We start from the raw sequence: 13,856 nt of genomic DNA, 5'->3' as shown, positions 1-13,856 counted from the left end.
CTTAATGAAAGTATATAAACTACTACTTTAGCTCAAAAGTGTCTATTTGACAAGCATAGAGGTAATTTTTTTATTATTCTTTTTTTAAAAAAAGAATAATAAAAAAATTACCTCTATGCTTGTCAAATAGACACTTTTGAGCTAAAGTAGTAGTTTATATACTTTCATTAAGGAGACTAATATGAAAAAAATGTCAAGTGCAATCCTTTTAGGAGCTATGCTTGTCTTTGCTAATTGCAAGGCGAATGGTGCTGCGGATAACCCAGATGATCCAACAAGCAAATTTCAGCAATCTTTAATTAAATTGGGCAATGGGTTCTTAGATGTATTCACCTCTTTCGGTGGATTAATTGCAGATGCATTAGGGTTTAAGGCAGACCCAAAAAAATCTGAAGTGAAAACTTATTTCGACTCTCTAGCCAAAAATTTAGAAGAAACAAAAGAAGGTTTAACTAAATTACCTAAAATCAATGATAATGGAGCTGGTACAACTAGTGAGGCTGCTACTGGTGCTGCAAAAGGTGGTGCAACTGGTGGTGGGATTGAAGGTGCTATAAATGAGATTAACGGATGGTTGGAAGAGATGGCAAAGGCTGCTAAGGATGCTGCTGCGGCTGCTAATGGTGGTGCTGACAAAGCAATTGGGGATGTTGTTAAGGCTGCTGCTACAGCAGCAAAAGGTGGTGATGAGGCGAGTGTTAATGGGATTGCTAATGGGATAAAGGGGATTGTTGATGCTGCAGCGAAAGCTGGTGATGAAGGAAAGTTGAAGGATGCTGCTGGTGGTGATAAGAACGCGGATGTTGGGAAATTGTTTGCTAATAAGAAGGCGAATGATGATGGTGATGCGGCTGATGCTGGGAAGGCGGCTGCTGCTGCTGCTGCGGTTAGTGGGGAGCAGATTTTGAAAGCTATTGTTGATGCTGGTAAGGATGGTGCGGAGAAGGCAGGTGTGAAGGCTGCAGAGGCTGCAAATCCGATTGATGCGGCTATTGGGGGTACGGGGGAGCAGAATGCTGCTGCGGCTGGTGGTGAGAGCAACAAGGATGCTGGGAAGTTGTTTGCGAAGAAGAAGGCTGATGATGATAATGGTGGTGGTGATGCGGCTGATGCTGGGAAGGCGGCTGCTGCTGCTGCTGCGGTTAGTGGGGAGCAGATTTTAAAAGCTATTGTTGATGCTGCTGGTAAGGATGAGGCGAAGAAGGCAGGTGTTGCTGATGTGAAGGATGCTGAAAATCCGATTGCGGCGGCTATTGGGGGTACGGGGGATGCTGAGGCTAATGGGCTAATGCTGCGGCGTTTAATAATGAGGGAATGAAGAAGAATGATCAGATTGCTGCTGCTATGGTGCTGCGGGGGATGGCTAAAGATGGGCAGTTTGCTTTGAAGAATGATCATGATGCTCATCAAGGGACTGTTAAGAATGCTGTGGAGAGTGCAAAGGCTGCTAAGGCTGCTGCTGCGGCTGCTGCTGATGGTGGTGACAAGGCAATTGGGGATGTTGTTAAGGTTACTGCTGCTAATAAAGCAGCAACAGGTGGTGATGAGAAAAGTGTTAATGGGATTGCTAATGGGATAAAGGGGATTGTTGATGCTGCTGAGAAAGCTGGTGAGAAGTTGACTGCTGATGCTGCTGCTGGTGAGGCCAACGAGAACAACACGGATGCTGGGAAATTGTTTGTGAAGAAGGCTGATGATGGTGGTGGTGAGGGTAAAGATGCTGGGAAGGCGGCTGCTGCTGTTGCTGCGGTTAGTGGGGAGCAGATTTTGAAAGCTATTGTTGATGCTGCTAAGGATGGTGCGAAGAAGGCAGGTGTTGCTGATGTGAAGGATGCTACAAATCCGATTGAAGCGGCTATTGGGGGTACGGAGGATGATGCTGCGGCTGCGGCGTTTAATAATGAGGGAATGAAGAAGGATGATCAGATTGCTGCTGCTATGGTGCTGCGGGGGATGGCTAAAGGTGGGCAGTTTGCTTTGAAGAATAATGCTGATGATGCTCATAAGGGGACTGTTAAGAATGCTGTGGAGAGTGCAACTAACAAGACTGTTACTGCGCTTACGGATGCTGCGGGTTAATGGCTGTGGAACTGGTGGAGTTGAAGGTGCTATAAATGAGATTAACGGATGGTTGGGAGAGATGGTAACGGCTGCTAAGGCTGCTGCTAAGGCTGCTACTGATGCTGCTGACAAAGCAATTGGGGATGTTGTTAAGGTTACTGCGGCTGGTGGTACTGCAGCAAAAGGTGGTGAGGCGAAGAGTGTTAATGGGATTGCTAATGGGATAAAGGGGATTGTTGAGGCTGCAGCGAAGGCTGGTGATGAAGGAAAGTTGAAGGATGTTGAGGCTGGTGGTAAGGAGGACAATGTGAATGCTGGGAAGTTGTTTGTGAAGAAGGCTGGTGAGGGTGGTGATGCGGCTGCTGCTGGGAAGGCGGCTGCTGCTGCTGCTGCGGTTAGTGGGGAGCAGATTTTGAAAGCTATTGTTGATGCTGCTGGTAAGGATGAGAAGGAGAAGGCAGGTAAGAAGGCTGCGGATGCTACAAACCCGATTGATGCGGCTATTGGGAATACGGCGAATGATGCTGCTGCGGCGTTTAATAATGAGGGAATGAAGAAGGATGATCAGATTGCTGCTGCTATGGTGCTGCGGGGGATGGCTAAGGATGGGCAGTTTGCTTTGAAGAGTGATGATCATAAGGGGACTGTTAAGAATGCTGTGGAGAGTGCAACTAACAAGACTGTTACTGCGCTTACGGATGCTGCGGGTTAATGGCTAATGCAACTGGTGCTGCAAAAGGTGGTGCTGGTGATGGGATTGAAGGTGCTATAAATGAGATTAACGGATGGTTGGAAGAGATGGTAACGGCTGCTAAGGCTGCTGCTGCGGCTGCTAATGGTGGTGGCAACGCAATTGGGGATGTTGTTAAGGCTGAGGATGGTGCAGCAGCAAAAGGTGGTGATAAGGAGAGTGTTAATGGGATTGCTAATGGGATAAAGGGGATTGTTGATGCTGCTGGGAAAGCTGGTGATGAAGGAAAGTTGAAGGATGTTGAGGCTGGTGGTAAGGAGGACAACAAGGATGCTGGGAAGTTGTTTGTGAAGAAGGCTGGTGATGTTGGTGGTGCTGATGAGGCTGGGAAGGCGGCTGCTGCTGCTGCTGCGGTTAGTGGGGAGCAGATTTTAAAAGCTATTGTTGATGCTGCTAAGGATGGTGCGGAGAAGAAAGGTGTGAAGGCTGCGGATGCTGAAAATCCGATTGCGGCGGCTATTGGGAGTACGGCGAATGATGCTGAGGCTAAAGCGTTTGAGAAGGATGGAATGAAGAAGGATGATCAGATTGCTGCTGCTATGGTGCTGCTACTGGTGGTGCTAACGCAATTGGGGATAAAGCAACAGGTGGTGATAAGGCGAGTGTTAATGGGATTGCTAATGGGATAAAGGGGATTGTTGATGCTGCTGGGAAAGCTGGTGATGAAGGAAAGTTGAAGGCTGTTGAGGCTGGTGCTGATGGTAAGAACGCGGATGTTGGGAAATTGTTTGCTAATAAGAAGGCTGATGAGGGTGGTGATGCGGCTGCTGCTGGGAAGGCGGCTGCTGCTGTTGCTGCGGTTAGTGGGGAGCAGATTTTAAAAGCTATTGTTGATGCAGCTGGTAAGGATGGTGCGGAGAAGGCAGGTGTTGATAATGTGAAGGATGCTACAAACCCGATTGCGGCGGCTATTGGGGGTACGGGGAATGATGCTGCTGCGGCGTTTGCGAAGGATGGAATGAAGAAGGATGATCAGATTGCTGCTGCTATGGTGCTGCGGGGGATGGCTAAAGGTGGGCAGTTTGCTTTGAAGAGTGCTGCTCATGCGGAGCATAAGGGGACTGTTAAGAATGCTGTGGAGAGTGCAACTAACAAGACTGTTACTGCGCTTAGCAATTTAGTACGTAAAGCGGTACAGGCTGGGTTGAAAAAGATTGGGGATGTTGTTAAGGCTAAGGATGGTGCTTCAGCAAAAGGTGGTGATAAGGAGAGTGTTAATGGGATTGCTAATGAGATAAAGGGGATTGTTGATGCTGCAGGGAATGCTGGTGATGAAGGAAAGTTGAAGGCTGCTGCTGTTGCTGCGGTTAGTGGGGAGCAGATTTTAAAAGCTATTGTTGATGCTGCTGGTAAGGGGGAGAAGGAGAAGAAAGGTGTGAAGGCTGCGGATGCTACAAACCCGATTGATGCGGCTATTGGGAGTACGGATGCTGATGCTGCGGCGTTTACTGATGCTGCGATGATCAGATTGCTGCTGCTATGGTGCTGCGGGGGATGGCTAAGGATGGGCAGTTTGCTTTGAAGAGTGATGCTGATGATGCTCATAAGGGGACTGTTAAGAATGCAAAGGCTGCTAAGGCTGCTGCTGCGGCTGCTGCTGATGGTGGTGGTACTACAGCAATTGGGGATGTTGTTAAGGCTGATGCTGCAGCAGCAAAAGGTGGTGATAAGGCGAGTGTTAATGGGATTGCTAATGGGATAAAGGGGATTGTTGATGCTGCAGAGAAAGCTGGTGAGAAGTTGACTGCTGATGCTGCTGCTGGTGAGAGCAACACGGATGTTGGGAAATTGTTTGTGAAGAAGGCTGGTGATGTTGGTGGTGAGGCGGCTGATGCTGGGAAGGCGGCTGCTGCTGCTGCTGCGGTTAGTGGGGAGCAGATTTTAAAAGCTATTGTTGATGCTGCTGGTAAGGATGAGGCGAAGAAGGCAGGTAAGAAGGCTGCAGAGGCTACAAACCCGATTGCGGCGGCTATTGGGGGTACGGGGGAGCAGAATGCTGCGGCTGCGGCGTTTACGAAGGATGGAATGAAGAAGGATGATCAGATTGCTGCTGCTATGGTGCTGCGGGGAATGGCTAAGGATGGGCAGTTTGCTTTGAAGGGTGGTAATGCTCATGCGGAGCATAAGGGGACTGTTAAGAATGCTGTGGAGAGTGCAAAGGCTGCTAAGGCTGCTGCTGAGGCTGCTACTGGTGGTACTAAAGCGATTGGGGATGTTGTTAAAGCTGATGCTAATAAAGCAGCAACAGGTGGTGATAAGAAAAGTGTTAATGGGATTGCTAATGGGATAAAGGGGATTGTTGAGGCTGCTGAGAAAGCTGGTGAGAAGTTGACTGCTGATGCTGCTGCTGGTGAGGACAACACGGATGTTGGGAAGTTGTTTGTGAAGAAGGATAATGATGGTGGTGAGGCGGCTGATGCTGGGAAGGCGGCTGCTGCTGTTGCTGCGGTTAGTGGGGAGCAGATTTTAAAAGCTATTGTTGATGCTGCTGGGAAGGGGGAGAAGGAAGGGAAGAAGGCTGCGGATGCTGCAAACCCGATTGCGGCGGCTATTGGGAATACGGCGAATGATGCTGCTGCTAAAGCGTTTGAGAAGATGAAGAAGGATGATCAGATTGCTGCTGCTATGGTGCTGCGGGGAATGGCTAAAGATGGGCAGTTTGCTTTGAAGGGTGCTGGTAATGCTCATACGGAGCATAAGGGGACTGTTAAGAATGAAAAGGCTGCTAAGGCTGCTGCTGCGGCTGCTACTGGTGCTGCTGGTGGTGACAAGGCAATTGGGGATGTTGTTAAGGCTGATGCTACTACAGCAGCAACAGGTGGTGATACGGCGAGTGTTAATGGGATTGCTAAGGGGATAAAGGGGATTGTTGATGCTGCAGAGAAAGCTGGTGAGAAGTTGACTGCTGATGCTGCTGGTGGTAAGGAGGACAATGTGAATGCTGGGAAGTTGTTTGTGAAGAAGGATGATGGTGGTGATGCGGCTGCTGCTGGGAAGGCGGCTGCTGCTGTTGCTGCGGTTAGTGGGGAGCAGATTTTGAAAGCTATTGTTGATGCTGCTGGTAAGGATGAGAAGGAGAAGGCAGGGAAGAAGGCTGAAGAGGCTGCAAATCCGATTGCGGCGGCTATTGGGAATACGGCGAATGATGCTGCGGCGTTTACTAAGGCTGAGATGAAGAAGGATGATCAGATTGCTGCTGCTATGGTGCTGCGGGGGATGGCTAAGGATGGGCAGTTTGCTTTGAAGGAGAATGATCATGATAAACATGAGGGGACTGTTAAGAATGAAAATGCTGCTAAGGCTGCAGGAGCTGCTGCTGGTGGTGGTGCCAACGCAATTGGGGATGTTGTTAAGGCTGAGAATGGTAAAGCAGCAACAGGTGGTGATAAGGCGAGTGTTAATGGGATTGCTAAGGGGATAAAGGGGATTGTTGATGCTGCTGAGAAAGCTGGTGAGAAGTTGACTGCTGATGCTGCTGCTGGTGAGAGCAACACGGATGCTGGGAAGTTGTTTGCTAAGAAGAAGAATGATGGTGGTGGGGCGGCAGATGCTGGGAAGGCGACTGATGATAAAGATGCTGGGAAGGCAGCTGCTGCTGTTAGTAAGGTTAGTGGGGAGCAGATTTTAAAAGCTATTGTTGATGCAGCTGGTAAGGATGAGGCGAAGAAGAAAGGTGTTGATAATGTGAAGGATGCTGAAAATCCGATTGCGGCGGCTATTGGGAGTACGGGGGAGCAGAATGCTGCGGCTGCAGCGTTTGCTACTATGAAGAAGGATGATCAGATTGCTGCTGCTATGGCTGCTGCTGATGGTGGTGCTGACAAAGCAATTGGGGATGTTGTTAAGGTTACTGCTGCTACAGCTGCAGCAAAAGGTGGTGATGAGAAAAGTGTTAATGGGATTGCTAATGGGATAAAGGGGATTGTTGTTGCTGCTGAGAAGGCTGGTGAGAAGTTGACTGCTGATGCTGCTGGTGATGATAAGAACGCGGATGTTGGGAAATTGTTTGCGAAGAAGGCGAATGATGATGGTGGTGGTGATGATAAAGCTGCTGGGAAGGCGGCTGCTGCTGTTACTGCGGTTAGTGGGGAGCAGATTTTAAAAGCTATTGTTGATGCAGCAGCTGGTAAGGATGAGGCGAAGAAGGCAGGTGTTGCTGATGTGAAGGATGCTACAAATCCGATTGCGGCGGCTATTGGGAGTACGGGGGCGGATAAAGCTGCTGCGGCGTTTACTGAGATGAAGAAGAATGATCAGATTGCTGCTGCTATGGTTCTGCGGGGAATGGCTAAAGATGAGCAGTTTGCTTTGAAGGGTGGTGCTAATGCTCATACGGAGCATAAGGGGACTGTTAAGAATGAAAAGGCTGCTGCTGCTGCTGCTGATGGTGATGGTACTACAGCAATTGGGGATGTTGTTAAGGCTGATAAAGCAGCAGCAACAGGTGGTGATGAGAAAAGTGTTAATGGGATTGCTAATGGGATAAAGGGGATTGTTGATGCTGCTGAGAAAGCTGGTGAGAAGTTGACTGCTGATGCTGCTGCTGGTGAGAGCGCGGATGTTGGGAAATTGTTTGTGAAGGAGGCTGATGATGGTGGTGGTGATGCGGCAGATGCTGGGAAGGCGCGACTGATGATAAAGATGCTGGGAAGGCAGCTGCTGCTGCTGCTGCGGTTAGTGGGGAGCAGATTTTAAAAGCTATTGTTGATGCTGCTGGTAAGGGGGAGAAGGAGAAGGCAGGTGTGAAGGCTGCGGATGCTGAAAATCCGATTGCGGCGGCTATTGGGAGTACGGCGAATGATGATGCTGCTGCGGCGTTTGGGAAGATGAAGAAGGATGATCAGATTGCTGCTGCTATGGTGCTGCGGGGGATGGCTAAAGGATGGGCAGTTTGCTTTGAAGAATGCTGATCATGCGGATCATCAAGGGACTGTTAAGAATGCAAAGGCTGCTAGGGCTGCAGGAGATGCTGCTGATGGTGCTACAGCGATTGGGGATGTTGTTGAGGCTGAGGCTAATAAAGCAGCAACAGGTGGTGAGGCGGCGAGTGCTAATGGGATTGCTAAGGGGATAAAGGGGATTGTTGTTGCTGCTGCTAAAGGTAATGGGACGGGTGTTGGTGATGTGAAGGATGCTGAAAATCCGATTGATGCGGCTATTGGGAGTACGGGGGATGCTGATGCTGCGGCTGCGGCGTTTACTAAGGCTGAGATGAAGAAGAATGATCAGATTGCTGCTGCTATGGTGCTGCGGGGAATGGCTAAAGGTGGGCAGTTTGCTTTGAAGAGTGATGATCATACGAATCATCAAGGGACTGTTAAGAATGAAAAGGCTGCTAGGGCTGCAGAAGCTGCTGCTGATGGTGGTGCTGGTGCGATTGGGGATGTTGTTAAGGCTGAGAATAATAAAGCAGCAGCAAAAGGTGGTGATGAGAAAAGTGTTAATGGGATTGCTAAGGGAATAAAGGGGATTGTTGATGCTGCAGAGAAGGCTGGTGATGAAGGAAAGTTGAAGGCTGATGCCGCTGCTGGTAATGTGAATGCTGGGAAGTTGTTTGCTAATAAGAAGAAGGAGGATGCTGATGCTAATAATGGTGGTGGTGATGATAAAGATGCTGGGAAGGCGGCTGCTGCTGTTAGTAAGGTTAGTGGGGAGCAGATTTTAAAAGCTATTGTTGATGCTGCTAATGGTGATGGGGCGGTTGTTGATGATGTGAAGGATGCTGAAAATCCGATTGCGGCGACTATTGGGAGTACGGCGGAGCAGAATAATGCTGCTGCGTTTGCTAAGGAGGCGATGAAGAAGGATGATCAGATTGCTGCTTCTTTGACATCTTTCATAGTTTTTTTCTTGATTTTATTACTTTATATATTATTTTCTTTCATTTAAATTCATTTAAGTTTGCTTTTAAATCAATTTTGATCTAACATATATGTTAGATATGCACAAATTAAGGAGAAATGAAATGGAAAAAGTGGAAAACTTTAAAAGCAAATGTCAACATAAACTAATAGTATTAGTATCAACGCTTTGCTTTATAAACAATAAATATAAAAAATATTCGCAAAGCAACATACTTTATTATTTTAATGAAAATTTAAAAAGAAATGGTCAAAACCCTATTAAAATAAAAACATTGCAAAACTATCTTTACAAACTAGAAAAAGAATTTGACGTAACAATCAATTATTATAAACACTTAGGGATAAACTGCGGAACCGAAATTTACTATAAACTTAAATATCAAAAACAAAAATGTTACTATAAAATAAACCAATATTTTAAAGAGAAAAAAGAAATCAGATTTAACTTAAGAGTAAATAAATTCTTTAAAGAAAATCATCCAAAAAAAGGGAGTGTAGAATCAAAGGAATGTAATAATAATAATAATAATAAAGAGAAAGAAAAAATTAAAAAAATTGAAAATTTACAAACAAAAAATTATGCCAAAAAATGCAAATTTACTACAAATTCCTTCTCTAAAATTTTGGACTTAAATATAAAAAAGAAATTCAAAATCGAAATACTAAAAGAAATTAAAAAAATAGAAATTTCCTTTCAAAAAAAATTTGATAAAAACTATAATCGAAAAAAATCCATGAAAACAAAACGAAAAGAACTAAAAACATTATTAGAAAAAAATAAAAAAAATTTAGAACAAAAAGGACTAAATAAAAAAGAATTGGAGAAAGATTTTCAAAATGTATATTCAAAATATAAAAATAAGCCCCACTTTATATTAGATTATAATAAATATGATGATTTAAAACAAATCATAGACAAAATAAAGAAAAACTTAAAGAGAAACGTAAACAAAAATGATGAAATCAAAATAAAGGAAAAAAATATTAAAAACAACATGCTTAATATATTATTTGAGCAATTAAAAACAAAATTCCTAATTGACAACGAAATTTTAATAAAAATTCTAAAAAACTATCTAAATCAAACAAAAAAATTAAAATATACCGATTTATTTAACAATAAATACTACAATGAAATATTAAAATTAATTAAAGATAAAAACCAATTTGTAATCAGAAAAAAAATTATTAATTAGGAATAAAATATGAAAAACATTCTAGAAAAGCTTAAAGAAAAAAAACCAGAAATCAAACCAGAAAAAAATAACATTTTTGTTAAAATTGAAAAAAAAAATGACAAAAGCATATACCACACAAAAATATTTTTAGACTTTCATGCGTTTGGAACAAAAAAAAATCAAAATCATAGATTTTTTATTTCATTTAGAAAATTGCTTGATAGAAAAAAAACAGAAGCATTTAGTCTTTTTTCTTTGAAAGATGAAGACAAATTCTTAGGAATTAGTTACGGATGCAGAAAACCAATAAAAAATGTTTTAAGAAAATATGAGGAAAACAATAAAATAAAAACAGCCACATTTTCGAAAATACACTACATACAATTTAAATTTAAAAAAGGAAGCATATTTTGCTACGTTGTAGGAATCTCTTATTTATTAAGAAAAGACAAAATTAAAAAAAAATATTATAAATCCTTAATCAAAATACTTTTAACTCTAGAAAAAGAAATATATGAATTTTACAACAAAAAAATATCAAATGGGGGGCTTATAACCAAATGGATAGAAAAAGAACAAAAATAATAACCATTGCTAGTATAAAAGGAGGCGTTGGTAAAAGTACAAGTGCCATAATTCTTTCCACACTTCTATCAAAAGAATACAAAGTATTATTAATAGATATGGATACACAAGCATCAACTACTAGTTTTTTTTATGAAAAATTAAAAGAAAATAACATAGACTTGGAAAGAAAAAACATTTGTGAAGTTTTAAAAGATAATTTAGACATTAATAGTACAGCTGTTAATATAGGAAACAATTTAAGCTTAATTCCCAGTTATCTTACATTACATAGCTTAAACGGAGATTTTTATTGCTTAAATAAACACAAAGCTATTGAGTTGAAATTGAAAATAGAAATAAAAAGATTAAAAATTAATTATGACTATATAGTGATTGATACAAACCCAAGTTTGGATTTAACATTAAGATGTGCTTTAAATGCTACGCATTATATGGTAATACCGATGACAGCAGAAAAATGGACGTTTGAAAGTTACGAACTTCTAGAATTTTTCATTAAAAATTTGGAAAAGTCAGTACCAACTTTTTTTATTATAACTAGATTTAAAAAAACTAATACACACAAAGAATTATTGAAAATAATGCAAAAAAAGAATAATTTTTTAGGTGTTGTATCAGAAAAAGAAGGGCTGAATAAAAAAATTGCAACTAATAGTGAGTTTGATTTGAAATCTAATTATATATTAGAATATAATTTAATATTAAAAAATTTAATATTTCAAATAAACACTTATTCAGAAAAAATGGAAATTTCCAAAATAAGTTGTCCAGCGCTAGACAATTTATAAATTAGAATTTAAAATAAACAAGGATTTTTTATGAACAAAAAACACAATAATGAAGTAACTATTAACCCAAGAAATTTAAATCACAGTAAAAATTCTATTTTAGATGTCAATAACGATATTCAATTATTTAATGATGAAGAAAGATTTGAATTTTTAAAAGGTAAGCTAAAAGATAATTTAAAAGAGGATATCTATAATAAAATAGAGGCCATGTACATTTTAATGGAAATTAAAAACAAAGCTTATTATAAACTTGATGGATATAAAAGTTTTGAAAAATTTATTAAAGATTACAGATTAGCCAGATCTCAAGCATATACATATTTAAAAATAGCTGGTGCAATTAAAAAAGGCGTTTTAAAACAAGAATATTTAGTTGAGAATGGTTTCAGGCAATCGATTCTATTTTTAATGAATTTTGACAATAAAGAAGAGAAAGCCCCAATTCAAAGCTCAAAAAAGTTTTTAAAAATTCAACTTAAAAATCAAGAAAGTTATTTTTTTTATAAAAAAAACTATAAGTTTACAGAATTTTTTTTAAATAAGGTCTTTTGGGATAAAAAAGATTGGATTGAGGAAATTATGAAAGAATTCAAAGATAAAACTGAATAATTTATTATTTATGTTATATAAATGTTGATTTTATTTTTAAATTGATGTATCCTTAATTTAAGGATAAGTTTTTCATTTAAAATTTACCTTAATTTGTGACCGCCATTGTGAGCTATTAGAGCTTAATTAAGCTTTCTTTTCAAAAAGAAAGCTTAATTAAGCTCTAATACTAAGTATTGTTTAATTTGTATCAACAGATTGTGCAAACTTTAAGTATATCGATTTTTCCTCAACAACCTTTTTAAAAATTTCAAATCTTTTTTAAGATATCTTAAAAAAGATTTGAAATTAAAATACATTGATATATTTTTTAATGTAAATTGCTGTAATAATAAGGAGAATATTTTGGAAAAAAATTATTTTGTTATTATAACTTACTTTTTAAGCTTTTTGTCATGTAATCTTGCAAATTCATCATCAAAAAACAAGGGTTTTGAATTTAATCAAAGTGAAAAGATAATTGAAAAAAATTTAAAATTAAAAGAAGATCACTTAAAAAGCGAAGCGATTCAAAATGATTTGATAGTTAAAATAATGGAAATTGTTAAGCTTATTGAGGCAAAGACAATTTTAGATAGAGCAAAGATCGAACCCTTAGATCAATTTGGCATGAAAGACTTTGTATTTAATAATCTCATAGTAGACTCCAATCATGAGAGGTATTCTCATAATGAAAACAAAGATGTACGAAGAAAGTTTTACTCATCTTTGAACTATAATGAACCCTTAATAAGAGTTTTTGGTAAAATTCTTAATAAAATATCAAGTAATGTGAATAATCAAAATTTAGATTTGCTTATTGTTAAGGCTGGACAATATTATTCTCAATATGAATTAGAACATTCGGCTAAAAAAATAAACGAGCAAATGGATAAGTTAACAAATTTGAATACAGAAGAGTTAAATCTTATTTTAAGTAAACTTAAAGAGTTGAAAACGTTTAAAACAAGGTGGATCGATATTGTAAATCAAATTGTTGGTTATTGTACAAATAATATCAATTTAAATGGTGATATTAAAGATGATTTTGGGAAAATGATAAGATGTATTGAGCACATTAATTTAAAATATGAATATTTTTTGAAGCATGAAATACTTAAAACCGAGATTTTATCTTATGAAATAACAAAAATTTTAGATAAGTAATCAAGGGATTTATTTATTTTTTTATTAAGAATATATCAAGGAAAAAATTTTTTCCTTGATATATTCTTGCAGTTAAAATTGCATATATTTTTTTTATTTTTCATGTTATGTACTTAAATGAGGCTAAAAATATACTTCCGGGGGACTTTTTCATAAAATTAATTATTGAAAGAAATAATTTGGGTGTTAACCTTGATTTTATCCTTTTTTATAGGTAAAAATTTTATGAAATTGAAAAGCGGTTTGTTAATTTTTTTATTTCATTTAACAAAAAATAACAAAGAATTCTCCACCTATAATTTCTATGAAATTTAGGTGGAGATGAATTTGCTAATAGCTGGATTTATTTTGATTTTGAATATACTTTTTGATGATATCAATGAAGCCCCGCCAGTAGAAATAAGACAATAACTTCTAGACCAAAAATAAGGTTTCCAATAATATTTATCCAAATAAGTAGAATATTTTTTTCTTATAAGTCTTGAAGATACTGTTTTTAGATTATTGATAAATTTAGAAGGTTGAATATTGGGGGTAAATTCTAGTAATAAATGAATATGATCCTTATCATGGTTAAATTCATTAAGGGTTATTTTCCATAAAGAACATATATTAAATATTATTTGGTAAAGAGAAGATGAAAGCTCGGCATTTATGCATTTATGCCTATATTTAGTAACTAATACTAAGTGATAATTAATAGAATATACGCAGTGATTATTAAAAATTAGTTTGTGTGACATTATACACTTAAGTATAAAATATTATAAAATAATAAAACATATGAGTGCTAATAAAGCTTATAAGTACAGAATATATCCTAACACCAATCAAAAGAAATATTTTTCAAAGGTATTTGGATGCGTAA

General features: G+C 39.1%; 15 protein-coding genes. 14 read left to right on the top strand and 1 reads right to left on the bottom strand.

All coding sequences use genetic code 11. From position 1 onward, the window contains the following. Nucleotides 1-181: 181 nt before the first annotated feature. The 13 genes from HNP68_RS04840 to HNP68_RS04780 all read left to right on the top strand — a co-directional run bounded on the left by HNP68_RS04840 (nucleotide 182) and on the right by HNP68_RS04780 (nucleotide 12,988). Nucleotides 182-1,318 (top strand): variable large family protein, encoded by a 1,137-nt coding sequence (locus HNP68_RS04840; protein WP_183221044.1) that lies wholly within the window; start codon nucleotides 182-184, stop codon nucleotides 1,316-1,318. Continuing rightward, a complete protein-coding gene (locus HNP68_RS04835) occupies nucleotides 1,315-2,079 on the top strand; it encodes a variable large family protein (RefSeq protein ID WP_183221042.1) in 765 nt (254 codons plus the stop codon). The genes HNP68_RS04840 and HNP68_RS04835 overlap by 4 nt, the downstream gene beginning before the upstream one ends. Next, nucleotides 2,066-2,773 carry a variable large family protein gene (locus HNP68_RS04830; protein ID WP_183221040.1) on the top strand — a complete coding sequence of 236 codons (708 nt, stop codon included), beginning with the start codon at nucleotides 2,066-2,068 and terminating at the stop codon, nucleotides 2,771-2,773. The genes HNP68_RS04835 and HNP68_RS04830 overlap by 14 nt, the downstream gene beginning before the upstream one ends. After that, nucleotides 2,773-3,441: a variable large family protein gene (locus HNP68_RS04825; protein ID WP_183221038.1), complete on the top strand. Its 669-nt coding sequence runs from the start codon at nucleotides 2,773-2,775 to the stop codon at nucleotides 3,439-3,441. The genes HNP68_RS04830 and HNP68_RS04825 overlap by 1 nt, the downstream gene beginning before the upstream one ends. Nucleotides 3,442-3,485: 44 nt before the next feature. Beyond that, on the top strand, nucleotides 3,486-4,334 hold the full coding sequence (locus HNP68_RS07025) for a variable large family protein (protein ID WP_420703288.1): 849 nt from the start codon (nucleotides 3,486-3,488) through the stop codon (nucleotides 4,332-4,334). Beyond that, nucleotides 4,292-7,507 (top strand): variable large family protein, encoded by a 3,216-nt coding sequence (locus HNP68_RS04815; protein ID WP_183221035.1) that lies wholly within the window; start codon nucleotides 4,292-4,294, stop codon nucleotides 7,505-7,507. The genes HNP68_RS07025 and HNP68_RS04815 overlap by 43 nt, the downstream gene beginning before the upstream one ends. Beyond that, nucleotides 7,501-7,722 carry a variable large family protein gene (locus HNP68_RS07550; protein ID WP_420703289.1) on the top strand — a complete coding sequence of 74 codons (222 nt, stop codon included), beginning with the start codon at nucleotides 7,501-7,503 and terminating at the stop codon, nucleotides 7,720-7,722. The genes HNP68_RS04815 and HNP68_RS07550 overlap by 7 nt, the downstream gene beginning before the upstream one ends. Then, the gene (locus HNP68_RS07020; RefSeq protein ID WP_221240652.1) at nucleotides 7,649-8,701 is read left to right on the top strand and encodes a variable large family protein; all 1,053 of its coding nucleotides are present in this window, start codon (nucleotides 7,649-7,651) and stop codon (nucleotides 8,699-8,701) included. The genes HNP68_RS07550 and HNP68_RS07020 overlap by 74 nt, the downstream gene beginning before the upstream one ends. A 76-nt stretch (nucleotides 8,702-8,777) precedes the next feature. Further along, nucleotides 8,778-9,872: a plasmid maintenance protein gene (locus HNP68_RS04800; RefSeq protein WP_183221033.1), complete on the top strand. Its 1,095-nt coding sequence runs from the start codon at nucleotides 8,778-8,780 to the stop codon at nucleotides 9,870-9,872. 9 nt (nucleotides 9,873-9,881) lie between these two features. Continuing rightward, the gene (locus tag HNP68_RS04795) at nucleotides 9,882-10,439 is read left to right on the top strand and encodes a DUF226 domain-containing protein (RefSeq protein WP_183221031.1); all 558 of its coding nucleotides are present in this window, start codon (nucleotides 9,882-9,884) and stop codon (nucleotides 10,437-10,439) included. Beyond that, on the top strand, nucleotides 10,415-11,230 hold the full coding sequence (locus HNP68_RS04790) for a ParA family protein (protein ID WP_183221021.1): 816 nt from the start codon (nucleotides 10,415-10,417) through the stop codon (nucleotides 11,228-11,230). Before HNP68_RS04795 ends, HNP68_RS04790 begins: the two co-directional genes overlap by 25 nt. 30 nt (nucleotides 11,231-11,260) lie before the next feature. Further along, nucleotides 11,261-11,842 (top strand): chromosome replication/partitioning protein, encoded by a 582-nt coding sequence (locus HNP68_RS04785; protein ID WP_183221019.1) that lies wholly within the window; start codon nucleotides 11,261-11,263, stop codon nucleotides 11,840-11,842. Between the two features lie 282 nt (nucleotides 11,843-12,124). Beyond that, complete coding sequence (locus HNP68_RS04780; RefSeq protein WP_221240651.1) at nucleotides 12,125-12,988, top strand: complement regulator-acquiring protein; 864 nt, start codon at nucleotides 12,125-12,127, stop codon at nucleotides 12,986-12,988. A 311-nt stretch (nucleotides 12,989-13,299) separates the two neighbouring features. Here HNP68_RS04780 and tnpA read toward each other — a convergent pair whose 3' ends face one another. Further along, complete coding sequence (gene tnpA / locus HNP68_RS07725; protein ID WP_221240650.1) at nucleotides 13,300-13,731, bottom strand: IS200/IS605 family transposase; 432 nt, start codon at nucleotides 13,729-13,731, stop codon at nucleotides 13,300-13,302. A gap of 40 nt (nucleotides 13,732-13,771) precedes the next feature. On the opposite strand from tnpA, the gene HNP68_RS04770 reads away from it, so the two are divergent. Next, on the top strand, nucleotides 13,772-13,856 hold an 85-nt coding region (locus tag HNP68_RS04770; protein WP_183221046.1), incomplete at its 3' end, for a helix-turn-helix domain-containing protein.

The sequence above is a fragment of the Borreliella yangtzensis genome, assembly GCF_014201775.1.
Classification (GTDB): Bacteria; Spirochaetota; Spirochaetia; order Borreliales; family Borreliaceae; genus Borreliella; species Borreliella yangtzensis.
Note: the sequence above shows the minus strand (reverse complement) of the source record. Positions and strands in the feature narration are given on the sequence as shown.